Origin of the sequence: Streptomyces tanashiensis, from assembly GCF_014648895.1 — a bacterium.
GTDB classification, from domain to species: domain Bacteria; phylum Actinomycetota; class Actinomycetes; order Streptomycetales; family Streptomycetaceae; genus Streptomyces; species Streptomyces tanashiensis.
Map to the genome: position 1 here is coordinate 318377 of NZ_BMRZ01000002.1, position 26320 is coordinate 344696.

Annotated in this window: 28 protein-coding genes; 14 read left to right on the top strand and 14 right to left on the bottom strand. The window is 70.7% G+C overall.

Going from position 1 to position 26320, the window contains the following annotated elements; translation table 11 throughout:
- Nucleotides 1–141: 141 nt before the first annotated feature.
- Both IE237_RS06980 and IE237_RS06985 read left to right on the top strand, forming a co-directional pair.
- On the top strand, nucleotides 142–540 hold the full coding sequence (locus tag IE237_RS06980) for a hypothetical protein (RefSeq protein WP_189800924.1): 399 nt from the start codon (nucleotides 142–144) through the stop codon (nucleotides 538–540).
- 58 nt (nucleotides 541–598) lie between these two features.
- Nucleotides 599–2044, top strand: a complete 1446-nt coding sequence (locus tag IE237_RS06985) for a mannosyltransferase family protein (protein WP_229842382.1) — start codon at nucleotides 599–601, stop codon at nucleotides 2042–2044.
- Between the two features lie 118 nt (nucleotides 2045–2162).
- On the opposite strand, the gene IE237_RS06990 is transcribed toward IE237_RS06985, so the two are convergent.
- Nucleotides 2163–2594 carry a subtilase-type protease inhibitor gene (locus tag IE237_RS06990; protein ID WP_189800925.1) on the bottom strand — a complete coding sequence of 144 codons (432 nt, stop codon included), beginning with the start codon at nucleotides 2592–2594 and terminating at the stop codon, nucleotides 2163–2165.
- A gap of 434 nt (nucleotides 2595–3028) precedes the next feature.
- On the opposite strand from IE237_RS06990, the gene IE237_RS06995 reads away from it, so the two are divergent.
- Together IE237_RS06995 and IE237_RS07000 are read left to right on the top strand one after the other, a co-directional pair.
- Nucleotides 3029–4345: an eCIS core domain-containing protein gene (locus tag IE237_RS06995; protein WP_229842385.1), complete on the top strand. Its 1317-nt coding sequence runs from the start codon at nucleotides 3029–3031 to the stop codon at nucleotides 4343–4345.
- Between the two features lie 142 nt (nucleotides 4346–4487).
- Nucleotides 4488–4946: a group II truncated hemoglobin gene (locus IE237_RS07000; protein ID WP_189800927.1), complete on the top strand. Its 459-nt coding sequence runs from the start codon at nucleotides 4488–4490 to the stop codon at nucleotides 4944–4946.
- 66 nt (nucleotides 4947–5012) lie between these two features.
- Here the strand turns inward: IE237_RS07000 and IE237_RS07005 are convergent, their stop codons facing one another.
- From IE237_RS07005 to IE237_RS07025, 5 genes are all read right to left on the bottom strand, one after another.
- On the bottom strand, nucleotides 5013–7430 hold the full coding sequence (locus tag IE237_RS07005; RefSeq protein WP_189800928.1) for a SpoIIE family protein phosphatase: 2418 nt from the start codon (nucleotides 7428–7430) through the stop codon (nucleotides 5013–5015).
- 105 nt (nucleotides 7431–7535) lie between these two features.
- Nucleotides 7536–8243: an HAD family hydrolase gene (locus IE237_RS07010; protein ID WP_189800929.1), complete on the bottom strand. Its 708-nt coding sequence runs from the start codon at nucleotides 8241–8243 to the stop codon at nucleotides 7536–7538.
- Between the two features lie 17 nt (nucleotides 8244–8260).
- Nucleotides 8261–8584, bottom strand: coding sequence for a plasmid stabilization protein (locus IE237_RS07015; RefSeq protein WP_189800930.1), 324 nt, complete (start codon nucleotides 8582–8584; stop codon nucleotides 8261–8263).
- Nucleotides 8585–8780: 196 nt separating this feature from the next.
- Nucleotides 8781–8963, bottom strand: coding sequence for a CsbD family protein (locus IE237_RS07020; protein ID WP_189800931.1), 183 nt, complete (start codon nucleotides 8961–8963; stop codon nucleotides 8781–8783).
- A 174-nt stretch (nucleotides 8964–9137) separates the two neighbouring features.
- Complete coding sequence (locus IE237_RS07025) at nucleotides 9138–10073, bottom strand: AraC family transcriptional regulator (RefSeq protein WP_189800932.1); 936 nt, start codon at nucleotides 10071–10073, stop codon at nucleotides 9138–9140.
- 89 nt (nucleotides 10074–10162) lie between these two features.
- On the opposite strand from IE237_RS07025, the gene IE237_RS07030 reads away from it, so the two are divergent.
- Together IE237_RS07030 and IE237_RS07035 are read left to right on the top strand one after the other, a co-directional pair.
- A complete protein-coding gene (locus tag IE237_RS07030; RefSeq protein WP_229842387.1) occupies nucleotides 10163–11107 on the top strand; it encodes an NADP-dependent oxidoreductase in 945 nt (314 codons plus the stop codon).
- 169 nt (nucleotides 11108–11276) lie between these two features.
- Nucleotides 11277–11852: a dihydrofolate reductase family protein gene (locus IE237_RS07035; protein WP_189800933.1), complete on the top strand. Its 576-nt coding sequence runs from the start codon at nucleotides 11277–11279 to the stop codon at nucleotides 11850–11852.
- Between the two features lie 18 nt (nucleotides 11853–11870).
- Here IE237_RS07035 and IE237_RS07040 read toward each other — a convergent pair whose 3' ends face one another.
- Nucleotides 11871–12989, bottom strand: coding sequence for an alkene reductase (locus IE237_RS07040; protein WP_189800934.1), 1119 nt, complete (start codon nucleotides 12987–12989; stop codon nucleotides 11871–11873).
- Between the two features lie 74 nt (nucleotides 12990–13063).
- On the opposite strand from IE237_RS07040, the gene IE237_RS07045 reads away from it, so the two are divergent.
- The 5 genes from IE237_RS07045 (at nucleotide 13064) to IE237_RS07065 (ending at nucleotide 15600) form a co-directional block, all read left to right on the top strand.
- Nucleotides 13064–13426 carry a MerR family transcriptional regulator gene (locus IE237_RS07045; RefSeq protein ID WP_189800935.1) on the top strand — a complete coding sequence of 121 codons (363 nt, stop codon included), beginning with the start codon at nucleotides 13064–13066 and terminating at the stop codon, nucleotides 13424–13426.
- A 167-nt stretch (nucleotides 13427–13593) separates the two neighbouring features.
- Entirely contained in the window at nucleotides 13594–14184 is a 591-nt protein-coding gene (locus tag IE237_RS07050; RefSeq protein ID WP_189800936.1) for a YdcF family protein, read from the top strand.
- Nucleotides 14185–14347: 163 nt separating this feature from the next.
- Nucleotides 14348–14596 (top strand): antitoxin MazE7, encoded by a 249-nt coding sequence (locus IE237_RS07055; protein WP_189800937.1) that lies wholly within the window; start codon nucleotides 14348–14350, stop codon nucleotides 14594–14596.
- A 3-nt stretch (nucleotides 14597–14599) separates the two neighbouring features.
- Nucleotides 14600–14980: a toxin Doc gene (locus IE237_RS07060; protein ID WP_189800938.1), complete on the top strand. Its 381-nt coding sequence runs from the start codon at nucleotides 14600–14602 to the stop codon at nucleotides 14978–14980.
- A 170-nt stretch (nucleotides 14981–15150) separates the two neighbouring features.
- The gene (locus IE237_RS07065) at nucleotides 15151–15600 is read left to right on the top strand and encodes a hypothetical protein (RefSeq protein ID WP_189800939.1); all 450 of its coding nucleotides are present in this window, start codon (nucleotides 15151–15153) and stop codon (nucleotides 15598–15600) included.
- A gap of 67 nt (nucleotides 15601–15667) precedes the next feature.
- Here IE237_RS07065 and IE237_RS07070 read toward each other — a convergent pair whose 3' ends face one another.
- Entirely contained in the window at nucleotides 15668–16186 is a 519-nt protein-coding gene (locus IE237_RS07070; protein ID WP_189800940.1) for a pyridoxamine 5'-phosphate oxidase family protein, read from the bottom strand.
- 349 nt (nucleotides 16187–16535) lie between these two features.
- Here IE237_RS07070 and IE237_RS07075 point away from each other — a divergent pair, with 349 nt between their 5' ends.
- Nucleotides 16536–17705 carry a DNA topoisomerase subunit B gene (locus tag IE237_RS07075; RefSeq protein ID WP_189800941.1) on the top strand — a complete coding sequence of 390 codons (1170 nt, stop codon included), beginning with the start codon at nucleotides 16536–16538 and terminating at the stop codon, nucleotides 17703–17705.
- A gap of 128 nt (nucleotides 17706–17833) precedes the next feature.
- Here the strand turns inward: IE237_RS07075 and IE237_RS07080 are convergent, their stop codons facing one another.
- The 6 genes from IE237_RS07080 to IE237_RS07105 all read right to left on the bottom strand — a co-directional run bounded on the left by IE237_RS07080 (nucleotide 17834) and on the right by IE237_RS07105 (nucleotide 22447).
- A complete protein-coding gene (locus IE237_RS07080; protein ID WP_189800942.1) occupies nucleotides 17834–18055 on the bottom strand; it encodes a helix-turn-helix domain-containing protein in 222 nt (73 codons plus the stop codon).
- Between the two features lies 1 nt (nucleotide 18056).
- Nucleotides 18057–18548: a DUF2975 domain-containing protein gene (locus IE237_RS07085; protein ID WP_189800943.1), complete on the bottom strand. Its 492-nt coding sequence runs from the start codon at nucleotides 18546–18548 to the stop codon at nucleotides 18057–18059.
- 176 nt (nucleotides 18549–18724) lie between these two features.
- On the bottom strand, nucleotides 18725–19282 hold the full coding sequence (locus IE237_RS07090; RefSeq protein WP_189800944.1) for a hypothetical protein: 558 nt from the start codon (nucleotides 19280–19282) through the stop codon (nucleotides 18725–18727).
- A gap of 79 nt (nucleotides 19283–19361) precedes the next feature.
- The gene (locus IE237_RS07095) at nucleotides 19362–19889 is read right to left on the bottom strand and encodes a tetratricopeptide repeat protein (RefSeq protein WP_308433045.1); all 528 of its coding nucleotides are present in this window, start codon (nucleotides 19887–19889) and stop codon (nucleotides 19362–19364) included.
- A 24-nt stretch (nucleotides 19890–19913) separates the two neighbouring features.
- Entirely contained in the window at nucleotides 19914–20558 is a 645-nt protein-coding gene (locus IE237_RS07100) for a hypothetical protein (RefSeq protein ID WP_229842389.1), read from the bottom strand.
- 98 nt (nucleotides 20559–20656) lie between these two features.
- The gene (locus IE237_RS07105) at nucleotides 20657–22447 is read right to left on the bottom strand and encodes a lysyl oxidase family protein (RefSeq protein ID WP_189800945.1); all 1791 of its coding nucleotides are present in this window, start codon (nucleotides 22445–22447) and stop codon (nucleotides 20657–20659) included.
- A gap of 602 nt (nucleotides 22448–23049) precedes the next feature.
- Between IE237_RS07105 and IE237_RS07110 the strand changes: the two genes are divergently transcribed.
- Nucleotides 23050–24327 (top strand): extracellular solute-binding protein, encoded by a 1278-nt coding sequence (locus IE237_RS07110; RefSeq protein ID WP_229842391.1) that lies wholly within the window; start codon nucleotides 23050–23052, stop codon nucleotides 24325–24327.
- Between the two features lie 255 nt (nucleotides 24328–24582).
- The gene (locus IE237_RS07115) at nucleotides 24583–26298 is read left to right on the top strand and encodes an amidohydrolase (RefSeq protein WP_189800946.1); all 1716 of its coding nucleotides are present in this window, start codon (nucleotides 24583–24585) and stop codon (nucleotides 26296–26298) included.
- Nucleotides 26299–26320 lie beyond the last annotated feature (22 nt).

Below are 26320 nucleotides of genomic sequence, written 5' to 3' on the forward strand. Positions count from 1 at the left end.
CTGTTCCTGGAGGCCATGGAGAACCGCGCGGAGCCCGGCCGCCCGCACGCCCTCGCGACCCCCGAGGCGACGGGTCGCGGCCTGACCACGACCGCGCCGACCAGCCCCGTACCGACCGTCCGACCGGCGAGGAGGCACCCGGTGAATGAGTCCCACGACCCGCTGAAGCCGCTCTTCGAGAAGGCCGCCGCAGCGGCCCGCGCCCAGGCCCGCTATGCGCCGGCCACCGAGATCAGCGCGCGCGGCCGACGTCTCCACCGGCGGCGCCTCGCCGTGCTCGCCGCCGGCGCCTGCCTCGTCGTGGGCGGCGGAGGAGCCGCGCTCGCCTCCCTGCTGGCCGGCCCCTCACAGCCCGTCGTTCCCGCTGTCTCCCCGTCGACGGGCGGCCCCGCCCCCATGAGCACGAGCACCACCCTTCCCACCTCGACGGAGATGCCGTCCGGCGGCACACGGACCTCCCCGCCCGCCTCCGTACCGCCGCAGGGCACGCCCACCAGTTCCTCCACGACGACGAACCCGCCCGGCGGCACCACCGGCTGAACCGCCTCCATCCCGCCCCCGGGACCGCCACGCACCACGGGCCGTCCCGCGCCCCGCCATGCCCTCCACGAGAATCCGGACGCTCTCCATGGCCCTGCCGAACCCGACTCCGTCCCCCGCACGGCCGACCGTGCCGGACACCCCGACCGCCCTCGCCTCGCCGGACACCCTGACCACCCTGGCCCCACCGGACACTCTGACCACCTCCGTACGGCCCTCCGCGCCGGACACCCCGCCTACCCCTGTACGGCCCACCGCGCCGGACACCCCGCCTACCCCTGTACGGCCCACCGCGCCGGACACCCCGCCCGCCCCCGCCTCGCCGAACGCCCTGTCGGACGGAACCGCCCCTCCGCCCGCGTGGCGTCGTCTCCCGCGCCTCGACGCGGTCGACCGTGACGTCCTGACGCTCTACCTGTTCACGCGCGTCGCGCTCGCCGTCGTCGCGTACTGCACCGCCTGGCTGTTCCCGCGCAGTCCCGAGGCCCACTCCCCCGGCCTGTTCACGGAGGTGGTCGGCCAGTGGGACTGGAGCCACTACCTGCACATCGCCCGCGACGGCTACTTCCCCGACGACCCCGCCGCCCGGCCCGCGGAGTGGGACAACCGGGAGGCCTTCTTCCCCGGCTTCCCGCTCGTACTGAGGGCCGTGCACCTCGTCGTACCGGAATGGACCGCGGCCGGCCTTCTCGTCTCGCTCGTCGCCGGTGCCGTCGCCGTCCTGGCGCTCGCCCGCATAGCCCGCCTCCATCTGCCCCGCGCCGCCGACGCCCGCCGCGCCGCGCTCCTGCTGCTCGTCTCGCCCTGCGCCGTCTTCCTCGCCGTCGGCTACACCGAGTCGCTCTTCCTCGCCCTCGCCCTCCCCGCCTGGCTCGCCGCCCGTCGCCAGGACTGGCGCGCCGCCGCGCTCCTCGCGGCCGGCGCCACGACCGTGCGTGTCAGCGGCCTCTTCCTCGTCGCCGCGCTCGTCGTCCACTTCGCCCTGGCGGCCCGCGCGCGCGGCACGCTGCGCGGCCTGCCGTGGCTGGCCGTGCCCGCGCTCCCGCCGTTTCTCTACTCCTGGTACCTGCACGCGCGCACCGGTGACTGGATGGCGTGGAAGCACGCCCAGGAACGCGGCTGGTACCGCGAGTTCCACGCGCCGTGGGAGGCCTGGGGGACGACGTGGGACGCCGCGTTCGGGCACGGCTACACCACGCCGTACGCGCTCATGTGGCAGGCGGAGCTGGTCGCCATGGCCGTCGGGGTGGTCACGGTGGCTCTTCTGGTCCGCGCCCGGCGCTGGCCGGAGGCCTGCTACATCGTGCTGAGTCTGTGGGCGCTCGGCACCTCGTACTGGTACATGTCCATCCCCCGCGCCACTCTCCTGTGGTGGCCCTTGTGGATCGGGATCGCGTCCTGGACGCTGCGCAGGCCCCGGTGGCTCGCCGCCTGGCTCTGTCTCTCGGCGCCCCTCTCCGTCGTCCTCGCCGTCACCTTCTTCTCCGGACGCTGGGCAGGCTGACCCTGCCGACCCCTGCCCAGCGCGGCGGACCAGTCGCGGGGGCGGGGGTCGCCCGCCCCCGCAGACCGGACGCTTCCCCCTCGCAGCGGCGTCGCGCCACCACGTCCTCCCGCGCCGGTCAGAACGCGAAAGCCGCCCCGCCGTTCAGAGTGGCGTCCATGGTGCAGGCGTTGGCGAAGGTGTACTGCCACGAGGTGCGGGATCCTTCCCACACTCCGTCCACGTTGATGGTGACGGGGTCGAAGTGCTGCGGGCACATCCGGTCCGGGGCCGGAGACGTCAGCAGCCCCTCGAAGGTGCCCCCCGGAGACGTGGCCTTGAGCTCGGCGCAGGCGTACTCGGGGGCGGGGTGCGTTCCGCCGGCGGTCGGGGCGCAGCTGAGCGTGACCGCGCGCAGGACGGTGGCCGAACCCGCGTCGGCGCCCTTGCCGATGCTCAGCACGACGGCGGAGGGCGCGTACAGGCTGTCGGTCCGGGCTTCCGCGATACCGGCGGTGCCGGCGAGACAGAGGAGAGCGGACGCGGAGACCGCAGTGGATCGGCGCAGCATAGCGGGGACCTGCCTTCGATTCGAAGAGATGAGGAGGAGTTTTCCTTTCAACTACCACCTCGATTGCGCTTCGGAGTGTGTCTGATACGGAGTGCGATCGCATCTTCGCTGTCACTATCCGGACATTCAGTTCCACATGGCGGTGATCGAAGGCTTGTTCAGCAGGTCAGGCCCGACGCCGGACCGGTTCGGCGAGGGTCCGCGTCCGTCGCGCTCCAGCGCCGCAGCGGCTGCCGTCCTGCTCATCGACGTGCCGGATTTACCGAACGGTCGTTCAGTACGACCGATTAACGACGCTGACCCGCATGCGAGGTCCGCCTCTCGCGCAGGTCTGCCCTTCCGGTCGGACGCGCTGCCCTCCCGTACCTCGCGGGAAGTCCGCTCCGTTCGGTACACCGGAAAGGCCGCATGCCCACACCCAGAGAGGCCTCCCCTTGCGCGACCACGACAAGGTCCCCCGGACCCACGGCCCGGCGCCGGCCCGCACTCCCACACCTCCGACCCCGGCGGCCGGGCTGCTCGCCCTGCAGAACTCCGCAGGGAACGCCGCCGTCGTCCAGATGCTCCGTGAAGCCGACCACGCCTGGACGCAGGACGCGCACCACCACGGTCCCGGCTGCGGACACCAGCGCACCGACCAGCCGGCGCCCGCGGTCCAGCGGTCGGCCGTCCCCGACGTGCTGCGCGCCTCCGGCAAGCCGCTGGACCCGGCGACCCAGGCGGACATGGGGGCGCGCCTGGGCGCCGACTTCTCCGAGGTCCGCGTCCACACCGACGCCGCCGCCAGGGCGTCCGCCGCCTCGCTCGGCGCCCGCGCCTACACCTCCGGCAACCACATCGTCATCGGCGAAGGAGGCGGGGACAGGCACACCCTCGCGCACGAGCTCACCCACGTCATCCAGCAGCGCCGGGGTCCCGTCTCCGGCACCGACCACGGAGACGGGCTGAGCGTCTCCGATCCTTCCGACCGTTTCGAGCGCGAAGCGGAGGCGAGCGCGACACGGGCTCTGGCGGGCAGGGCTCCGGAGCCGGCACGGCAGGATGTCCAGCGGGCTCCCGCAACCGGCTCCTCGCGGGTCGCGATACAGCGGGTCACCCAGGGACACAAGCAGGGCGAACACATCTTCAACGCCCTCGACGACCTGACGCAGAAGTGCTCGCGCATCCTCCTGGAGCTCTTGGACGAGCAGATCAAGCTGCTCCAGACGAACAAGGCGCCGACGGGCAGTCCCGCCTACAAGGCGTTGTGGGAGGCGCAGGCACAGGCGGAAGTCCTGTCGGATTACGCCGGCACGACGGGCCGGGACCGCAACAACGACGCTTTCAAGACAGCATCCCGTGGCGCTCCGCTGAACGACCAGGGGCAGGACCAGAACTCCATCGACTACAGCGCTCTGTCCAATCGAGCCAAAGATGCCATGGCCCTGTGCGGGACGACGGGCTGGGCTGCCGCGCTCGCCGGTCTGCGGACCATCGAAGGGACGCTCCCCGGCGCTATCACCGACCAAGTCGCCCATGACGTCAAGCGCGACGAAGACCTTCGTACGACAGACCGACCCGCCTTCGACACGTGGTTCACCACCACAGGGGCCGCCCTCAAGGGCGTGTTCACCGCCCTGATCCTCACCGGCAACCTCACGGACGCGGCCCTGCGCAACAGCGACCGGGCGGCGCTGGGGTACGAACCGGGCGATGAGGTCCCGGCCTTCCGCAAGCGGGCGCGGGCGGGGCAGGCCGCCGAGTACGCCTGACGACTCTCACTGTCCGGCCCGCCTCCTGGACCGAGCTCTCGCACCGGCCACGCCGGCCACGCCGCCCAGAGCGAACATCCTTGGATTCGGGACCTGTTGAGGGAAAGCTGGGAGGCCACATCACGGATCACGGAGGCCTTCCATGAGCGCCGAGCACACGAACACCCTGTACGAGGCCGTGGGAGGCGCCGACGCGCTGCGCCGCCTTTCCGAGACGTTCTACGAGGGAGTCCTGGCCGACCCCCTCCTGGCGCCCGTCTTCGCCGACTTCACCGCCACCCATGTGGAGCACGTGGCCGTGTGGCTGGCGGAGGTCTTCTCGGGACCGGCCGATTTCACCGCGGAGCACGGCGGGCATCAGGCCCTGCTCCGTGCCCATCTCGGGCTCGGCATCACCGAGGAACAGCGACTGCGCTGGATGGAGCTGATGACGGCGGCCGTGGAGAAGGAGCTGCCGGACGACGCGCTGCTGCGCCGCCGGGTGGTGGAGTACTTCGACTGGGGCACGCGGATCGCCAAGGACGTCTCGGCCTCGGCCCCGGGTACGGATCTCGGCGAGCCCGGCCCCACCCCGCGCTGGGGCTGGGACGGCCTGGCCTGATCCCACCACCGGGCCGGAGCTCGCGCTTGAGCTCCGGTCCGGTTCCGCATCCGGCGCCGGCGCCGATCAGGAATCGTCAGGGAGGTGGATGTCCAGGACGCAGATGTCGTCCCGGTTCTCCGACCGCAGCCCGGCGAGGGTGCGGGCGAGCATGGCGCCGCCGGCCTCCCCCAGGAGTTTCACCGCGCTCCCTGCCAGCCGCTCGAGGCCCAGCTCGATGTCCTCGCCCGGCTCCTCCACGAGGCCGTCCGTGTAGAAGAGCAGGTGGTCCCCGGGGAGCAGGTCGATCGCTTCCTGCCCGTACGTCGCATGGAAGGCGGCGCCCAGCAGGCAGCCCTCGGGTTGTGGCAGGAAGGTCGCCTCACCGCCGCGGATCAGCAGGGGCGGCAGATGCCCGGCGCGGACCCAGTCCAGGCGTCGGTCCCAGGGCTGGTAGCGCCCCATGACCATGGTCGCGGTGGCTCCGCCCCGATCCGTCGCCGTGTGGAGCAGGAGGGCGTTGAGCCTGCCGAGGACGTCGGGAAGCGCCGAACCGGTGACGGTCATGCCCTTCGTGTAGAACCGCAGCTGAGCCATGGTGCCGACGGCGGCCAGTCCGTGGCCTGAGACGTCCCCGACCACGAACAGGGCGCTCTGGTCGGGCAGTTCGATCGCGGAGTACCAGTCGCCGCCGACGTTGACCCCGCTGTCGGCCGGGACGTACGCGACGTCGACACACAGGCCCGCGAGTTCGAGCGACTGCTCGGGGACCGGAAGCAGCGTGTCCTGCAGCCGGGCTCCCAGGGCGCGTTCGGCCTTGAGCATGCCGCGCTGGACGAGGACGGCGCGTTCGCTCTCGACCAGGGCCAGTTCGGCGTCGCGCAGGGCGGTGAGGTCCTGGAAGAAGCCGTGGACCTCGACCGGGGCTCCGTCCGCGTCGGTCCGCACCTCCGCGACGATCCGCAGGTGGCGCACCCCGTTCGCCGTGTTGACGCGGAACGACTCGTCGACAGCCCGGCCGTCACCCAGCAGCCGTCGGACGGCCGAACCCAGCCTCGGCACGTCTTCCGCCACCAGATGGTCAGGCAGTTCCTCCATCCGTATGGGGCCCAGCTCGGGGTCGCGGTCGAAGACGGCGTACACGTGGTCGGACCAGGTGATCTCGTCCGTGACCAGGTTCCAGCCGACCCATCCGAGGTTGCCCAGACGCTGCAACTGGGCGAGCCTGCGGGCCTCGCGCTCGCTGGTGTCGTGTCGGATCCAGGACACCACCAGTCGCTCTCCCAGGCGGGACACCCGGACCGAGTACACCGACTGCCGCGGGACTCCCGCTGTCACTTCGTCGTAGGCGAAGGGTTCGCTCTCGTAGACCGTCCCGGTGGCCAGCGTCTCGCGGTACCCGTCCCACAGGGCGGTGCCCGCCACGGTGGGGTACGTCTCCAGGACCCGCCGCCCGACGAGTTCCCGGCCGCGTCGGCCGACCACATCGACCGACTCCGGCGCCGCTGCGTCGATCCGGTAGTCCTCCACCTCCCCCGCCTGCGACCTCAGGGGGGTGAGCAGGACCATCGGCCCGGGCATGGTGTCGAAGATCGTCTGAACGGCCTCGACGTCCCCGAGGCCCGCACCTGGTCCGGGAGGCTCCCAGGCTTCCCGGAGGGTGCCGCTGCAGAGCCTGACCGCCCGCCGCAGCAGGGTGCGGGTGGAAGGGTCGAAGGAGCCTGGCCGGGAGCGGAAGAACCCCACGACCGTCGTCGTCGGCGGGCTTCCCGGTACGGGGAGCCAGGCGCGCGAAGGCCATCGCTCGGGCGGATCACCGATCAGCAGGTAGTCGACCGCGTCCGCCTCCAGGTCTTCGAGCCACACTCCCTCGCGGGTGGCGGACGCCTCCAGCGCCGCCACGCCACTGAGCGGCGGGATGTGGCTCCATTGCTCGGCCAGCGCCGCGTCGATGCCGGCGTCCCCTGCGAGCTCCAGGCTTCCGGTGGGTGCCAGCCGGTAGATCATGACGGCGTCCACGTCCTCCTCGTCGCCGAGCACCGCCCGTAGCAGTTCCGCCACGTCGTCCGCGGAACGCACGCTCGCGAGGCCCTTGGCCAGCCGTGCCAGGAGCACCCGGCGCGCGCCCGGCCGGCGGTCACCGGGGCCGGAGCGGCTCGTACGGAGCGACGCGGAGTCCAGCAGGTCCACCGACTCGGACGACGCACCCTGTGGAACTGTCGGCGTCGGTCGCGAGCCGATCCGGCTCAGGATGATCCAGGACTCCTCCAGAAGGGTCCCCCGGCGCCGCTCCGCCCGGTCGAGCAGCAGCTGGTGCGCGGCGTCCGCCGAAACGCCGGCCTGGGCCATCAGCACGCCCTTGGCCCTCTCCACGACGGCCGCCACCGAGGCCACACCCTCAAGGTCGGCGACCTCGGCACGGAGCCGCGTCACGACCTTGGCCAGCGCCAGCACCTCGGGGGCCGTGCCGACGCCGGAGTCGGGACGTATGGAATCGCCTTCCATACACATGAGCATCCCACGCCGGGGAGGGGGCGGCCTGTTCCCCGGCGGTCTCCCCGGAGCGTTCGACGGCCTTGAGCGGCGAGCGTGGCCGCACGGAGCCGATCCTCACACAGTGTTCCGATCCGAGTTCGCGAAGTGACGGCCCCCGCGCCCGGTCTCTCCGAACGGACTGGCGTCGAGGTGGGCGAGGAGGTCGGCGGGGTTCCGGTACACCGCTCGGGCTCCGGCGTCGTCGAGGTCGCCGCGGGGTATGCCGCCGCACAGGAGCCCCACACAGATGACGCCGGCGCTGCTGCCGGCCCGCATGTCCCAGACCGTGTCGCCGACGAAGACGGATCCACGTGCGGGTGCGTCGGCGAGACCGAGGGCGTGGTGCACCGGATCGGGCGCGGGTTTTCCCTGCTCGACGTCGTCGGCGCTGGCCGTTGCGGTGACGGCCTCGTCGGCATCGATGGCCCGCAGCAGGGCGTCGAGTTCGGTCTGCCGCGCGGAGGTGACGAGCACCACGCTCCATCCGCGCCCGTCCAGCGCCCGGAGCAGGTCCGCGGCCGATTCCAGCGGCGGCAGCCGGTCGAAGTACGTTCCGTAGAGGGTGTCGTGCGCGGCGGACAGTGCGCCGTCCTCGTCCGCGTCGCGGTCCTCGCCCAGCAGATGGGCGAGGAGGTCCTCGCCCGGCAGGCCGATCGCGCGGTGGATGTCGTGCATGGCGACGTCGTGTCCGGCCTGCCGGAAGGCCTCCCACCAGCTCGTGACGTGCAGGTGGTTGGTGTCGGCGAGCGTGCCGTCGACGTCGAACAGCGCGGCCCTGTTCATTCGGGCCTCCCTGGTGTTCAGTGACCGAGCTTGCGCTTGAGCTCGGCTTTGTTCATGGAGGAACGGCCGTGCAGGTTGCGTCGCTGCGCCTCCGCGTAGAGCTGGTCGTACGTGGGTCCCTGCGCGCCGCTGTGGGAGCGCTGTCCACCGCGCTTGCCCGAGGACATGTCCTGGGTCGAGCTCTTGCTCGCCGTCCTGGACTCGCCCGCGCGGGCCCGTTCCTTGTTCACGGTCCGTGCCGCGATCTCCTTCGCCCGCTTCGGGCTCTCGCCGCGTTCTTCCGCGCTCTCCTTGATGTGCTCGTACTGCCGTTCCCGCTTGGGACTGGATCCTCGGGGCATGACGACTCCTTCGCCGGGAGGGGACCGACCGGGACACCGCGGTGCAGTGCGGTCGATCAACAGGGAACCTGTCGGGCGCCTACCCGCCCCGGCCCTTCGCACGCCTCGTGCCGTCGGTATTCCACGGAATCGGACGAGGTGACCGGCAGGCGTCTGCGGGCACAGTGTGCGCACTGTGCCCGCAGACGCCTGCCGGTCACCTCTTCTTCTCTCCCATCCTCCGCATCCGAGAGGCGGCGTCCGCCGAGGATTCCTCGACGCGTCCCTTGGCCTTCTCTGCCTTCCCCTTCATCTCCATGCTCTTGTCGTCGGTCATCGAGCCGATCTCTTCCTTCGTCTTGCCCTTGATCTGCTCGGCCTTGCCCTTCAGCTTGCCCATGGAGCCTGCCTCCCGGATGACGGGTACCGGCCGGTGCGGGTACCTACTGCCTGGCGGCTACCCACGAAAGGGGTCCTCATGCTGCGGCCTGCCGGAAGCCCCGGAACGGACGCCACCGGGATGGACACGGAGGTGGGCCATACTCGCCGGCCCGAGCCCGAGCGCCCCTCCGGATCAGCCCGTCCGCCGGTACTTCCCGGGGGCGGTCCCGTGCGCGCGTTTGAACGCGTGGGCGAAAGCGAACTCGGATGTGTACCCCACCTGCGCTGCGACGGCTCTCAACGGCGCGTCGGATGTTCGAAGCAGACGCGCTGCCGTGGTCATCCGCCACCAGGTCAGGTAGCCGAGCGGCGGCTGGCCGATCAGCAGGGCGAAGCGCCGGGCGAAAGGTGCCCGGGACAGCCCGGCTTCCGCGGCGAGCGTCGCCACCGTCCAGGGAGCGGACGGGTCCCGGTGGATGGCGTGGAGGGCGGCCGTGACCGACGGATCGTTCAGTGCGGCGGCCCAACCGGTGACGTCTCCTCGGTCCGGCTGCGCCTTGAACCAGATACGCAGGATGTACAGGAGGAGTGTGTCCAGGAGCGCGGGGACGACCGCGTCCGTTCCCAGCCGTGGGTTCTCCAGCTCGGCGGCGAGCAGTGCCACGGCTGCGCGCAACTCCGGATGGCGATCCGATCGCTCCGGCAAGTGGATGAGATCCGGGAGGGTCAGGAGAAGGGGGTGCGTGCGGGACGGGTCGAGCTGATAGGCCCCGCAGAGCACAACGGTGACCGGACCACCGTCCCCGCTCCGGTCGACGCTGTCCGAGGCGTAGGCGTCGTACGGCTCGTGGTCACCGGGCTCGCACGCGGGGGCTGTCACCAGACTTTCGGGGCTGTCGGCCAGGACGTGCCCACTGCCGCGGGGCAGGAACACCACATCGCCCGCGTTCAGTCGGACAGGCTCTGTGTGCGGGGACGACAGCCAGCAGGAACCCTGCAGGATCACTTGGAAGCCCGCCGACCCGGGGACGGCGGCGAACTCCTGTCCCCACGGGGCATGCCACCGCACGTGTGCCGACCGGGGCCGGCCGGTCCGCGTCACCGCGACCACGTCGCTGAGTAGGTCCATGAGCCGAGCGTAGGGGAGCGAGACGCATGCGCATGAAGGAGAGGTCCTGACACATGGATCGTCTCGATGTGCGCTCGTAGATTCGCGGCATGACGATGACGACGAAGATGATGAAGACCGCGCGCATCCACGAGTACGGCGACACCTCCGTGATCCGCTACGACTCCGTTCCTCGTCCGCGACCCGCCTTCGGTGAAGTGCTTCTCCGCGTCGCGGCGACCTCGTTCAATCCCACCGAGGCCGCTCTGCGCGCCGGGCTGCTCCACGCGTTCCTCCCCGTGGACCTGCCCTACACCCTCTGCTGGGACGTCGCGGGCACCGTGACCGAGGTCGGCCCTGGGGCGGAGGGGTTCGCGGTCGGCGACCGGGTCATCGGGCGGCTCGACGGCGGGGGTGCGGCTGCCGAGTACGTCCGGGCGCCCGCCGCACTCCTGGTCACGGCACCGAAGTCCGTCCCGCTGGCACACGCGGCGGCCCTTCCCGTGGCCGGCCTGACGGCCTGGCAGGCCGTATTCGAGCACGGCGAGGTAGCCGCCGGTCAAAGGGTGCTGGTCAACGGTGCGGGTGGCGGAGTCGGAGGCTTCGTCACGCAGCTCGCCCAGCGCGCGGGGGCGAAGGTGAGCGCCACGGCCAGTCCGCGGAGCACCGCGGCGGTCCTGCGGCAGGGGGCGGACCAAGTGATCGACTACACCGCCGGACCGGTGGACGCCGCGCTGGACGGTCCGGTGGACACCCTGCTCAATCTGGTCCCGCTGAGCCCGTCGGACGCCGCAGCGCTGGCGCCTCTGGTACGGCCGGGAGGGAGGATCGTCTCGATCGCGACCCCGATCGAGCCGACCGCGGGCACGGGGGTGAGCACGATGCACGTGGTCGCCCGCAACGACGTCGCCCACCTCGCGGCGCTCGTGGAACTCGTCGACGCGGACGCACTCGGCATCGACATCAGCGAGTCACGTCCCCTCACCGACCTCGCCGACGTCCATCACCTCAGCGAGACAGGCCGGATCCGGGGCAAGGTCCTCATCGTTCCCTGAACGCGCCGTCCCCGCGTCTCGCTCCACCGCATCGCCCGCACGTATCCACCAGAAGCCTGGGCGGAGAGATCCTCGCCCTGGATAGGGATCTGGGCGATCCCGCGAGCCGTGTGGGTTCGGCGGGCGTCGGCCGTCGTAGGGTCGGACCCGTTCCCGAGGAGGACTCCTGATGCGCGACGTGACCTACGCGATGAACGTCTCACTGGACGGCTACATCGTCGGGCCGGACGGCTCCTTCGAATGGACCGTGCCCGACGACGAGGTGTTCCGCTTCTGGATCGACGAGATCCGGGACGTCGGCGTCCACCTGTTGGGGCGACGGCTGTACGAGACGATGCTGTACTGGGAGACGGCCGACCAGGATCCGTCGCTCGACGACTCCCAGCGCGAGTGGATCTCGCTCTGGAATCCGCTCCCCAAGGTGGTGTTCTCCACCACCCTGTCGGAGGTGCAGGGCCATGCCCGCCTGGTCTCCGGCGGCCTGGCGGAGGAGATCGAGCGGCTGCGGGCCGAGCCGGGGGACGGCGACATCGCGATCGGCGGCGCGACTCTCGCCGCCGAGGCGGCGGCGCTGGGGCTGATCGACGAGTACCGGGTCATGCTCTACCCGGTGCTGGTCGGCGGTGGCACTCCGTACTTTCCCCGGCACGAGCGCCGGGTGGATCTCGAACTCGTCGAGACCCGCACCTTCAACTCGAAGGTCGTCTACCTCCGCTACCGCGTGGACCGCCAGGCCGTGCGCTAGCGACCGCCCCTGAATCCCTCAGGCGGAGGCGAGCGCCGGCGCGCGCAGGGTGGGGTAGTCGGTGTAGCCCGTCTCCCCGCCCGTGTACATCAGGTACTCGTCCCGTACGGCATTGAGCGGCGCACCGCGACGCAGGCGTTCGACGAGATCCGGGTTGGCCAGGAAGCCGCGGCCGAGGGAGATCAGGTCGGCTCCGGCGGCGAGCAGCCGTTCACCGGCCTCCCGGCCGCCGTCGGCGGGCAGGGGTCCTCCCCACCCGAGGACGGGGTTGGCGATCAGCGCGCCCGGCCAGGCCTTCCGGATCTCCTGGAACAGCGGCTGCTCCGGGTCGGCGAACACGACGTGCAGGTAGGCGAGCCCCCGGTCGGCCAGGGCGGCGACGAGAGCCGGGTAGATGCTGTCGGTGTCGCCCTCCTCGATGCCGTTGACGCCGACTCCCGGGGAGATGCGCACCCCGACCCGCTCGGGGCCGATCGCGTCCGCGACGGCCTGGACCACCTCGACGGCGAACCGGATCCGGTGCGCGACCGTCCCGCCGTAGGTGTCGGTGCGCAGGTTGGTGTTCTTCGCGAGGAACTGGTGGATCAGGTAGCCGTTGGCGGCGTGCACCTCGACCCCCTCGAAGCCCGCGTCGACCGCCCGTCGCGCGGCGGCGGCGAAGTCGGCCACGGTCGAGCGGATCTCTTCGACGGTCAACTCGCGGGGGACGACGGACGCGCGGCGACCGCCGGCGGTGTGGATCTCCTCGGGAAGCGCCACGGGTGAGGGGGCGACGGGGACGAGACCGCTGGTGTCGGGGTGTCCGACGCGCCCGCCGTGCTGCAGCTGCACGAACATCCGCCCTCCGGCCTCCCGTACGGCGTCGGTGACCCGTCGCCAGCCGGCGACGTGGTCGGAGGTGTGGAGCGCGGGGATGTTGGCGTAGGTCTGGCCGACGGTGTTCGGCGTGGTGGCCTCGGCGATGATCAGGCCGGCGGAGGCTCGCTGCGCGTAGTACGTGGCCATCAGCGGTGTGGGCACCCCGTCGTCGGCGGCGCGGTTGCGTGTCAGCGGGGCCATGACCAGTCGGTTGGGGAGGGAGAGGGGGCCGAGGCCGGCGGTTTCGAAGAGGCGGGATGCGCCTGCGTTGTTCGTCATGCCGGTACCGTAGAACTTGACACCGGTGTCAGATTCAAGAGCGAATCGCGGGACGGGACGGGACGGGGCGGACGATGCGGATCGGTGAACTGGCACGACGCGCCGGGGTGAGCGAGCGCTCCCTGCGCTACTACGAACAGCAGGGCCTGCTGCTCTCCGAGCGCACCCCCGGCGGCCACCGCTCCTACGGGGAATGGGCCGTGGACCGCGTCATCCGCATCCAGGCGCTCTACGCGGCGGGTCTGGGCAGCAAGAAGATCGCGCTTCTGCTTCCGTGCATGCGGGACGCGGACGGCGGCCCGACCGAGCGCACCACCGGCGAACTGGTCGAGGAACTGACCGCCGAGCGCGACCGCATCGACCGCATGATCCTCGATCTCGTCCGCTCCCGTGACGTACTGGACGAGGTCATCGACGCCGCGACCGCCAAGGCCTGAGGCCTGCCAGGACAGCCGGGCGATCCCCGGGCTGGCCGGGCTGGCCGGGTGGGCCGGGTGGGCCGGGCTGGCCGGGCTGGCCGGGCTGGCCGGAAATCTCGCTCTGCGGGAGTCGACGTCGGCGTCCAGCAGACGTTCCCTGTTGCTCGGACCTAGGATCCCTTCCCATGCGAGCGTGGACATTGCCGGCCGCCGGAATCGCGCTTCTGGTGTGGGGCGAGTGGTTGAACCGGCGTTGGTCCCGGACCCTGGTCACGGCCGACCGCGGGGGCTCCCGAGCCGTGGTCGTGCTCGGCTGCCGCAACCCGTCCGAGTCGATCAATCCCATCAACCGCTGGCGGGTCCGGGCCGGGCTCCGCTCCGTCGGTACAGGTGCCGGGAGCGACACCGTGGTCGTCTTCAGCGGAGGGCCGGTGGGCGGCGGCACCGCCGAGGCGCGGCTGATGGCCGAGTACGCACGGTCTGCTCTGCACTTCGAAGGCCGCATTCTCATCGAGGACCAGAGCAGGACAACGTGGGAGAACATCACCAACGTGGTGCCGCTGCTCGAGGATGCACAGCGCATCGCGATCACGTCCCAGCCGGCACACGCGCTCAAGGCCCGCGCGTACCTGCGGCGCCAGCGGCCCGACCTCGCCGACAGGCTGGTCCGGGCCGATGACTACCGCCTCGGCGAATGGACGCTGCTCAAGCCGCTGTTGGCGGCGTACGGCCTCTGGACACTGCGCGGTCTCACAGGAGCCGAACGCCGACAGTGACGCTCGCTCCCGGACACCCCGGTCGACGGGGCACGTCTGCGGCACCTGGTTCGCGGGAGCGGGAGGTGCGACGAGCGGCGGTTCCCGGCACGCCGGCAGGGTGGTCTCCCTGCGCCTTGTCCGACCCCTGGCCCCGCTGCATACTCTGCGGCATACTTTCCGTATGCCAGACACCAGTGTCAGGATCGACGAGACCACGCGGGACCGCTTCAAGGCCCTCGCCGACGCCGCCGGGCTGTCCGTGAAGGACTACCTGGAGCGCGTCGCCGACGAGAAGGAGCGCGAGCACCTCCTCGACACCGCCACGGCCGCCTTCCGCCGCGCCATCGGCGCCCCCGGTGTCGCCGGCCGCTTCGACGCCGACTTCGGCGGGCTGCCGCCGGCCAAGCACGCGACCGAGCGGGCGGCCTGACCCGTGCGGCTTCTCGTCGACGCCCGCTGGCTTCTCGACCGCCAGGAGGACATCCTCCGCAGGGACCTCACGGTCAGCGACTACTCGGTCCTGGCCGGCATGGCCGCCCGCCACCGCGTGAACACCCCGCACCTCGACCAGGCCGACCCGGACGCCTTCTGGCGCGCCGCGGTCTTCCTCCAGGAGTGCGTACTGCTCCGTCCGCTGCCCACCCGCAACGAGCTGTACGGATACGGCGTCGCCATCGCCTACCTGGAAGCCTCCGGGCACCGCGTCGACACCTCGTACGAGCCCTGGCGCGATCTCATCCGGGACATCCAGAGCCTGCGGCTCACGAGCTACGACACCGCCGACCGGCTCCGATCGTTCCAGCAGCAGTCCTAGGCCGAGGCCCACCGCCCGGACGAGGTCAACATCTTGACCGCGCGAGCTCCAACCGGCCTCGCGTACCGGTCACCGCGTCATGCGATCATCCTGGGGCGCAGGTTGCCTGAGGCAAGTCGGCCTGAGCACCCTTTTGATCATGGCTAAGCCCGAGTCGCAGGAGATGCCGCATGTGGGAGTCCCTCTCCGCCATCGTGCTCGTGGCGATCGTCGCCGAGCCGCTCCTTCGCCGGACACGGAATCGATGGCGCAGGAGGCGCGTGTCGCAGACCGTCGGCGCTCTCAGCCGTGGCCGAACAGTCCGCATCAAGTGCGCCGCGCGATTCCGTCACTCTGGCGGAGGCCGGCAGCGGGCTCACCTGACGGTGAGGGCAGAGGAGGCCTTCCTCTCGACCCTCGACGGTACCGTCTCGAAGGTCCAGCTCGGAGCTCCGGGCACCACACTCGAAATCATCGCTGAGCAGTCGATGATCGTGTGTGACGTCGCCGGACGACAGCTCGAGGTCTTGTTGCCGACCGGGGAGGAACAGCTTCTCCAAGCAGTGGCGACCCGCCTCTCGGACAGCGCCACGAACGCTCCGCAACCAGGAACGGGCGCCCAGCAGATCGCTTCAGGCTGAGGAGACGCGACGCATCACAGCAGGTGAATCAGCGCCGGGGCCCGTCGGCCGGTCAGGGCATGCCGGACTACTGACCCGGCCTGGTCCAGAACTGCCGCGGCGCATAGCCCTCGCGCCGTAGCCAGTGCTCGGTATAGACGATCCGCTCTGCCTCGACCACGACGAGAGGCCCGGACGGAGGTTCGTCGAGAGACCGCGACCGCTCGACATGGTCGGACTGCCAGCGGAACGCCGGCCAGTAGTGCGCGAAGTCCGCGTCCTCCTCCGACAGCACGCGCGCTCGCCCGAAGATCTGGGCCCCTCGGCTGCTGGCCTGCCCGACCAGTGGAGCGAAGATCCCCACCGATGCCCGCGGGTCGGCAGAGAGGTTCCTCATCTTCGGCGATGCGGGAGCCGTGCTGAACATCACCGCGAAGTCGAGGTGGAAGTACCGCACCGGCGTCGCGAGCGGCCCCTCCGGACCCGCCGTCGCGATCACGCACATGTTCTGCGACGACAGCAGGTTGAGTATGCGCTCTTCCAGATGCTCTCGATCGAGGCGCTTCTTCGGGGACGGGCCGGCCAGCCACGGGTTGGTTACAGACATGATCAATTGTCCCACGCCTCGAACTTGGCTCTGCGGAACCGGGGGTGAGCGAACACAGCCAGGACGCGCACCCGTCAGCTCTGGGATGAGGCAGTCGGGCACGGCATTCCTGTAGGCGTGTGACGCTCGGGAAATCAGTGACCTCAGCTGCGCCGGAATCAGGGGCATCCACAGCCCGCACGGGCCCGGAGACTTCCTTCGGGTAAGGCTCGCGACCCCTGGGCCGCGCGACTCCTGGCACTCTCCCAGCTGTACGTCCACGGCTTCGCCAGAAGGGCTCTGACCTGGCATTTTCCCGCGATCCCCCTAGGCTGATGGTTCTGCTGGACGCCTTCTGGAGGGGGACCTCATGAGCGACGCCACGAACCCGTACGACGCCAGCCACATCCAGGTTCTGGAAGGGTGCGAGGCCATGCGGAAACGGCCCGGCATGTACGTCGGCTCCACCACTGAACGCGGTCTGCATCAGATGGTGTTCGATCTCACAGGACGGGCGGTGAACGAAGTCCTGGCCGGCCGAGCGAGCTCCGTCGACGTCACTCTCACGCCCGACGGCGGCGTGTGTGTCACCGACGACGGACCCGGCATCTCCCTCGAGGCCGTCGGGGACGACGGCACTCCCGGCCTCGAGGAGTTCCTGACCCGTATGTATCCCGGGACATTGCCCTGCGGGCGCCACGCCGTGGCCATGAGTCTCTTCGGTATCGGGCCCTGCGTCACCAACGCCCTGTCGAGCCGCCTGACGGCCGAGGTGCGGCGCGAGGGAGTTCTCTGGTTCCAGGAGTACGCTCGCGGCGTCGCGCTCGCCCCGCCGGCCGCCACTGGGCAGACGCACGCAAGCGGGACCACGATCGCCTTCTGGCCGGACACGGACATCTTCGGGACGGCAGAGTGCTCGTTCGACGTCCTGTCCGAGCGCTTCAGGGAACTCGCCTTCCTGAACCACGGACTGGCGATCTCGCTCACCGACGAACGGCCCCAGGCCGGGCCCCGGTCAGTACGGTTCCGGTTCCCGGGCGGGGCCCGGGAGCTCGTCGCTCTCCTGGACGCCGAGGCGGCCCCACCCGTCCACCCGGATGTCATCGGCTTCGAGTGCGACGACCCGCGGATGGCCGGAACGGTCGAGGTGGCCCTTCGATGGTCCGGCTCCCACGAGGAACGGGTACGGGGCTACGCCAACAGCGAGCCCACCCCCGAGGGCGGCACGCACGTGGCGGGCTTCCGCGACGGGGTGGCGGCCGCGGTCAACTCGTACGCGCGGAGCAGCCGGCTCCTGGCGGAGGCCGCCCCCGCACTGAGCGCCGACCAGATCGGGCAGGGCCTGACGGCCGTCGTGTCGGTGAAGCTGGACCACCCCGAGTTCTCCGGCGCCACCCGCGGCATGCTCGGAGGCGGCACCACGGTTCAAGCCGGCGTGGAAGAGGCCGTGGTGGAACACCTCGGCAACTGGCTGGAACAGCACCCTGAGCAGGCCGCCGCCATCGTCGACCGGATCAGTCAAGGCGCCTGTCGGCACTGAGCGGAGCAGGGCGGCATCAGGCGACCCCGTCGCGGCCCCGGCTGCAACCGCTCGACGACGGGCCCCTGTCCTTCCGCGTGGAAGGACAGGGGCCCGTCGTCTCGGTCTCGCATGTGCGCCGGGGAACCTCACTCGTCGCCGGCGACCTCGGCCTCCCAGCGCAGCAGGTCGCCCGGCTGGCAGTCGAGCACCTCGCAGAGCGCGGCGAGTGTCGCGAAGCGGACCGCCTTGGCGCGACCGTTCTTGAGCACCGCCAGGTTCGCGGGCGTGATCCCTACCCGCTCCGCCAGCTCACCCACGGACATCTTCCGCCTGGCCAGCATGACGTCGATGTCGACGGTGATCGGCACGTCAGATCACCTCGTCCAGCTCAGCGCGCATCTCCGACGCTTCCACGTCGCGCGCGACAGCCTGGGCCAGCAGCATCCGCAGCACGAGCACGATGAGCGCGACCCCGAGGATGGCCACGCCCACCCCGCCCATGATGACGGTGACGCCCGGGTCCTCCCGCTGGCCCGGCGCGTTGACGGCCGTGACCGCGAACCACAGCAGGGCGGCCGCCACGATCGCGCCGATCACCCCGTCCACGTACCGGAAGGCGGCGTGGGAGAACACGGTTCCGCGCCGCACCATCGTCACCAGCCGCCATACACAGACCAGGGCCACCTGGGCGGTCGCCATGCCCAGGATCACGATCACGCGCAGCGGGGTGAGCGGGAGGGACCCGTCCTCCGGGTCGTTCCCGCTGACCAACACCCACACCATCAATGCCTGTACGAACACGGTGCCGGTGAGCACCACCGCGAGCACGGTGCGCAGCGCGCGCACTGTCAGCTTCCCCACGCCTCCTCCTTCCATCGAGTCACGATGGAAATCTATCGAGAATCGATAGATGGGGCAAGAGTCCGTGGCGTGCCCGTTCCAGGCGTGGATTCACTCGTGGACCGCACCCACGACGCGGCCGGTGGTCCGGTCAGCTCGGCCTCAAGCGGTCCGCCGCCACCGGGCGGTCGGTGGAATCATCGGCCGCGACGGTTCGCGGCACCTCGGCCCTGGCGGGCACGCGGGGGGCGCTGGCTGCGACGCGCGGCGGAGACCTCGTCGGCGTCGGTCGCCTGCGGGGAGGAGAAGATGGCCTGAACCGGCGCCGGCGGCGCGGGCTTGGTCGCCGCGGGAGCAGGGCTGCCGGGCTGTGCGGGAGCGCCTGGAAGGACGGTGGCGTTGACGATGTGAGGGGCGCAGGCCTGGCACACCTCGGTCAGGGTCCAGACGTCGCCCACGGCGCGGTTGTGGATGAGGACCAGCAGGGTTCGGCCGGTGCATGTCGTTCTGGTGGTGTGGTGGCGGCAGTCGGCCGCTCCGCAGGCGCAGGTGGCGTTGGGGCGCGGGGTGGCGGACCGTGCGTGGGCCTGGACGTGCTGGTGCGCGAAGCGGCGCAGGGCGTTGATGTCCTTGGACCGCGGGGGCATCCGGCAGGCCGCGGTGCTGCAGGCGACGGTGGCGGAGTGGTCCGGGTGTCCGGTGAGTCGGACGGTCCAGGTTCTGCCCGGCAGGCGTGATCCGGGGAGACTGCTCACTTCGTGTTTCCGTTCGATCGGGGGTGTGATGGATTGGTTCTACCCTCCCGAGGCGTGGGGGTCACGTCGGGGGCTGCTGTTACGGCGTGCCGTGGGCGCACGACGGCCGAATGCGGACCTTGCGCGGAGGCGCGGGCCGCCTGCGCGGGCGGGCGCCTGTCTGGCCGTGCCTCTGTTCACGAGAGCGGGTACGTGCTCCAGGCAGTGCCCGGTGGATCCTGTGACCAGGGACCGGAAAGCCCCCTGACTGGCACCGGGTGCTCGCCGCGCGCAGGGTGACTTCCTGAGGTTCGTGTTCCAGGCCCCGTTCGACGAGGCTCGCGGCTGCGGCGAAGGCACCTTGCTCGGCACGCACGTCCGCCAGGTCCAGGCAGAGGGACCCGTTGGCAGAGTCCAGGAGCAGGGCGGATTCGAAGGCGGCAGCGGCCTGATCCAGGTCGCCCCTCACACGCCAGGTGGCCGCTCGTGCGACGGCCGTCCACATGACCCGATCGACGGCATCGGCGCGGTCGCACAGCGCGAAGGACAGCGAGCCGCTCCCGCATCTCGTCGGTGGGACTGACTCCCGCTGCCACTGACTGGTCAGACATCGCCAGAGAATGCCCATGGCCAAAGGCTCACCAGACACTGCCTAGGTCTGTGGAATCGCGCGGACCTGGTCGGCCGAGAGATGGAGTTCGTACGGCAGGCAGCAATCGGAACAGAGGGTCGCGACGAGGGTGCCGCAGGCGCACAGCTGGTTCATGCCGCCATCCGGAGTCGCTCCGCAGCAGGCGGGGGAAGCATGGCGCAGGCTCAGTCCACGCGCATCATCCGGGTTGATGACGACATTGCCGCGAGGGCCTTGCGACACCAAGGGCTTTCCCTCCGCGTTCCGGTGCTCTCCGTGGCGCGGCATCACAGGCCCGGGCACGTCGGTGACCACCAAGGGCGCACCGTACGGCTCCGTCTCGATCGCGTAGAAGCCCGACGGCACCGTCGCCGGCGACGGGCCCGGTTCATCCGCGTCCCACCACGCGGAGAAGGGAGCCTCCGGAACAGCGGGCAGCCGCGTGAGTGCGGGTGTCAGCGCGGCTCCGCATGTCGCACAGGCGAAGACAGCCGTTTCGGTCTCCCTCTCGGACGCACGCCTGCGCGCCCGCTGCGCCTCCAAGGCAGCCCGCGCCGCGGCGGCCTCCCGCTCGACCCGCTCCGTCAGCAGGCGTACGCGAGCCTCCCGCTCCGCACCGGTCAGGCCCGTCAGGCCCAGCCTGGCGTCACGCTCCTCCTGAGACACAGCACCTTCCCTCTCTGCACGACGCGTAAGCGACCGAGCCGGCCCCGCTGGGCCGGCTCGGTCCTACTCTCCCACTCGGGACTGCGAGTGGCGGGTGATCAGTTCGCGTTCACGAGGTCGTGCGCGGGGACGGTGACGGTCCGGCTGCCGGGCGTGCCGCCGAGGACGACCTTCCGCAGGGCGCTGTTGTTGTCGAGGTTGGTTTCCTTCAGGCGCTTGGCGGGGTTGGCGAGCACCTGGATGTAGTAGGTGCCGTTGGGCACGTCCGTGATGTCGAAGGACTGTCCCGGCAGGTCCTGGGTGTAGGTGTCACCGGAGCCGACGTCCAGCACTTCGCGGACCGAGATGGAGTTCTCCTGGCCGCAGGCGGTGGACAGATCGGTGTTGTACGGGTGCCAGTTGGCGTTCTTCACGGTGTAGTCGACGGCGTCGGTGTTGGCCAGGCAGAAGGCCTCCTTGCCGCTCCGGACCGCTTCCTTCTTGTCGGCCTTCAGCAGCCGGTAGCTGGCGAAGTCCGTGAAGTGCCAGTGCACGTGGCCGGGACGCGGGTCCCACTCCATGGTGCCGGTCGGGGTGTAGCCGACCTGCTTGCCCCGGGCGTCGTAGAAGTACTGGTAGGCGTCCATCTTGGCCTTGCCGGGCGAGCGGAAGCCGTCCACCACGAGCTGGGCCGGTCCGGCGTTCCACACGTTGGCGCTGAAGGCCAGGTAGTCCTTGCCGGGGATGTTCTGGCCGCCGTCGCTGATGGTGATGCCGTACGCCGGCAGCGACCGCAGGTCGGGCTTGGGAACGTTCGGGACGGAAGGGGTCCCGGCGGGCCGCTGGGACCGCGGCGTGAGGGCCGGGGCCTTGCGCGAGCCGTCGGTCTGCCCGGCGGCGTCAACGGCGCCCTGCGCGTCCGCGCGCGCCGCCTGCTGCCTCTTCACCGCCCACGGCACCGCCGGAGGCGCGGCCTTCAGCGGTCCGTGGCCCACGTTGTACGAGGGTCCCGCGCCACTGGTCTCCGGTGCGCCGGCCTGGGCGGGCGTCGGAGCGTGTCCCGGTCCGTGTCCGGAGTGCGCCGCGGGGGCCTGGTGCGAGGCGCCGTGCCCGGCGTGGCCCGCAGGTGCCTGGTGAGCGGCTCCGTGCCCGGCGTGCTCCCCGGAAGCCGACCGCGCGGCGCGGGCGCCGGGACCGTCCTCCCAGCTGCGCTCCTGGACGGTGACCTTCACCGTCGCCGGCTTGTCGGCGATCCCGAAGAGGTCCCGGTACTTCTTGGCGACCCTGACCTTGGCCGTGTACGTGCCCGCCGCGAGCTTCACCGGCTGGGTGTAGGAACCGGCGTAGGTGTTGGCGGCCCACCCCTTCTCGACACCCCACACGGAACCGAGGGTGAAGGGGTTGGTGGGGCAGCTCTCCGGATACTTCGAGGTGGAGGGCGCGTCGGGCCGGACCCGTCCGCTGGCGTTGTTCGGGCAGAAGTTCTCCGCCCGGTTGGCGACCACCTTGCCCGTCCTGTCGGTGACGGTGATCTCGGCGAAGCCGGGCAGCCCGGAGAAGTCCTTCACGGTGCCCTGGGGCAGCGTCTTCGTCTTGGTCCTGCCACCCTCGAACACGGTCTGGGTGATGGTCACCGGGTCCTTGTAGGACTTCCGGGTCACCTTCAGCTCCAGCGGCGTTCCCTCCGCGGTCAGGTAGGTGCCCAGGTCCAGGTAGACGCCGGGCTCCTCCTTCCACGAGGTGAGCGTGACCGAGCCGGTCGCCGCGATGAGACTCAGCTTCGGCCCTGTCGCGGCCTTCGCCTGCTCCGGTGTGGCGGCCATGAAACCGACCGTCACGGCCATGGCGGCAACGGCCGTGGTCCCCGCGAGCAGCGGACGCCGTAGGCGGGTGGTGCGCGTATTGGTCATCGTTCCCTCGTCCTCCGATGCTGTGACAAGAAAGCGGCCGCGGCCCGACGGGACGGGACTGCCGTCCGCCCCGCGCCGTGTGGGGCACGCGCGCTGCGCTCGTGGTGTGAGAGGAAGGGACCGGATTCCTGGTTGTCCGGAGAGCCGAAATCGTCAGGATATTGGCCGGATGACGCCCCTGTGGTGGAGGACGAACAGGCCGCCGACGGCGCGCCTCACCTGGGGCTGGACAGGCAGACAGAAGCGATCCGCTCGACACTCCGTGGCCCAAAAGCGCGGGTTGCCACGAAAGGACTTTCCCGACACGCCGTCGGAGCTTCGCGCGTTGCCCCATCCAGAGCCATATCTGCAGGTATGGCTGTTTCGCGGTCAACACGGCACTGCCGCACAGCGCGCCTCCGTCAATGCGCCTCGGCGGAGTCGCCCTGGACGTGATGGAGAGTTCTACGCGCGATGAAATGCAGAGCGGTATATCGGAAAACACCATGCGGAATCTTCCCAGTTGGAGATAGGCCCACAACCCCTCAGTAGGGGGCGAAATGCGCCTCGACTCGGGAGATGATTTCGGACGCACTGTCCAAAAACTGCAAGAGGAACGACCCATGCGACCAAGACTCTTCGGGATGACCGCCTCCGTGGCCGCATTCGGACTCCTGGGATCCGCCATGACCGCCTGTGGCTCGTCCGAGAGCGACGCGACGACACTGCGCCTGGTGGCCCCCGAGTACGGCACCGGCCCTGCGACCAGTTCCAAGGCGTACTGGGACAAGCTGACCGCCGCCTTCACCGCCGCGCATCCCGGCAAGAAGGTCGAGGTGACGCTCCGGCCGTGGGCCGATGTCGACCGCGAGGTCACCCGCATGGTCCAGGAGGACGACGCCCCCGACGTGGCTCTGATGGGCGCCTACTCCGACTTCGCCGCGCAGGGCCGCCTCTACGCCGCCAGCGAGGTCATGTCGGTCCGGGCGGAGGCGAACTTCCTGCGGCCGCTCGCGGACGCGGGCTCGGTCGACGGCACTCTCTACGGCCTGCCCTTCGTGGCCAGCAGCCGACTGCTCTTCTACAACGAGAGGCTGTTCGACGAGGCGGGAGCGAAGCCGCCGAAGACCTGGTCGGACCTGAAGGACGCGGCCGAGGCGCTGAAGAAGGAGGGCGTCCTCTACCCGTACGCCCTGCCGCTCGGCCCCGAGGAGGCGCACGCCGAGGCCCTGATCTGGGAACTGAGCAACGGCGGCGGGTACACCGACGACAGCGGCGGCTACAACATCGCGTCCGAACAGAACGCCGAGACCTTCCTCTGGATCAAGAACAACCTGGTCACGCCGGCCCTCACCGGCCCGATCCCGCCCGCCGAACTCAACCGCCAGGACGCCTTCGCCGCCTTCCTGCGCGGCGATGTGGGCATGGTCAACGGCTATCCCTCCCTCCTTCACGAAGCGAGGGCGAAGGGCATGAAGGTCGGCACCGTCCGCATGCCGGTCTCGGACACTCTGGGCGACCAGAAGACCCCGCCGGCGGCGGGCGTCGCCGACTGGATGATGGCCTTCAAGCACGACGGCAACCGTGAACTCGTGAGCTCGTTCCTGAACTTCGTCTACGAGGACAAGAACCTCAGCGAGTTCGCGGGGCGCTATCACCTGTTGCCGTCGACGGTGTCCGCCACCGAGGCATCCCAGTACGCGGCGGCGGACCCCAGCGCCGAGCAGTTCCTCACCGCGCTGCGCGGTGCCGAGCTCTACCCGGTCGACGAACCGTCCTGGCTCCAGGTCAGCGACACCATCAAGCGGAACATCGGCAAGGCCGTTTCGCCCTCGGCCGATCCGAAGGCCGTGCTGGAGCAGATCGCCCAGCAGACCCGGGACATAGCTCAGCAGAGGTAGCCGCCGCTCTCCGATCTCGCCGGGGCACGTTCCCGCCCCTCCCCCGCCGCCGGTCTGATGCGTCGCTCGCGAGCACCCACAAGGTGCGCGGGCCTCGGCCGTCCCCATCCCGCGACAGCGGTCGGAGCTCCCAGGCCCCCAGGCCGCGTGCGTATCGGTGGGATGACCGATGTGCGGAGCGTGGGGGTCTCGCCATAGTCCTCGGGAGATCGTTCGCGGGTGCCGTGGCGCACCCGCTCTTCGGAGGGAACTTCTGTGGACACGTATGCGGACCTGGTGTTTCTCGGCGGACGGGTGGTCACCGTCGACGCGGAGTTCTCCGTCGCCTCGGCCCTCGCGGTGACCGGTGGGATCATCACCGCCGTCGGTGGTCGCGAGGACGTCGCGCCGCTCGTCGGACCCGGCACCCGCGTCGTCGACCTGCGGGGCGCGACGCTGCTTCCGGGCATCAACGACTCCCATCTGCACGGATGTGCCTTCGGCATGGCGACACCGCCTCTCTCGCTGGAAGTCGGCCATCCCGCCGTGTCCTCCCTCGCGGACGTGGCCCAGGCGGTACGGGACGCCGTCGGGCGGGTTCCGGGCGGGCAGTGGATCACCGGGCACGGCTGGGACACCGGCTACCTCGACGAGTGCGTCTCCGATCCGGCGCGGCAACCCTCACGGCACGACCTCGACGCCGTCAGCCCGGACCACCCCGTCGTCCTGTACTCCTTCTCCGGGCACGCCACCTGGGTCAACTCCAAGGCGCTGGAGCTCATCGGCATCGACCGGGACACCGTCGCGCCCCCCGGCGGAGCCATCGTCGTGGACGGGGCCGGGGAGCCGACCGGGCTGCTCCACGAGGGAGCCCAGGCCCTCGTGCAGAACGCGCTGCCGCCGCTCAGCCGCCAGGAGCGGACCGATGCGATCCGGTCGACGCTCGCCACGCTCGCCCGGCTCGGCGTGACCAGCTACACCGAGCCCGGGCTCGGCCCCGGCGGCGACGGCATCATGCGGGGAGCGCTCGGCGCGGAGACCCTGGACGTCTACCGCCGTCTGCTGGCCGACGGCGAACTGACCGCCCGCGTCGGTGTCCTGCTCCTCCCCACCGGCATGGCCGGCACCGCGGAGGAGTTCGCCCGCAACCTCCCCGCCCGCGGTGCGTCCGAGGCCGAGTCCGGCGACATCGATCCGCGCCGCCTCGCGATCCACGGGGTCAAGATCTTCGCCGACGGCATCGTCCCCAACAAGACGTCCTGGATGCACGATCCGTACATCGGCGGCGGCTGCGGCTCCCTGTGCGTCGGCGGCGAGACCGACGCCGAGCGGGTCGCCGAGATCGGAGCCATCGTCCGGCACGCCCACGCGACCGGGCACCAGATGGGCGTGCACGTCACCGGCGACCGGGCCTGCGACACGGTCGCGGACGCCTTCGCCGCGGCCATGGCCGAGCACCCGCGACCCGACGCCCGCCACTACGTCATCCACGGGGACTTCCTCACGGCGCACAGCATGAAGGTGCTGGCCGCGCACGGCTTCGGCGTCAACATGAACCCCACCATCAAGTGGACCGTCGCCGACATGGAGGAGGAGTTCGTCGGCACGGAGCGGGCGGCGTACGCATGGCCGTACCGCGATGCCATCGACGCCGGTGTACGGGTCGCGAGCGGGTCCGACGCCCCCGTCACCCACCCGGACTGGCGCCAGGGCATCGCCACCATGGTGCTCCGCGAGTCGAAGGCCGCCGGCCGGGTCAGCGGCCCCGAGCAGCGCATCGGCCTGGCCGAGGCGATCCGTACGTACACGATCGACGCGGCCTGGCAGGACTTCGCCGAGGACTGGAAGGGTTCCCTGGAGAAGGGCAAGGTCGCCGACCTCTGCGTGCTCGACGGGGACCTGCTCACCGCCGACCCCCGCGACATCCCGGAGATGCCCGTCGTCCTCACCGTGGTGGACGGACGGGTCGTGCACGACACGCTCGGAAATTGACGCCATACCGGCACATGATCAT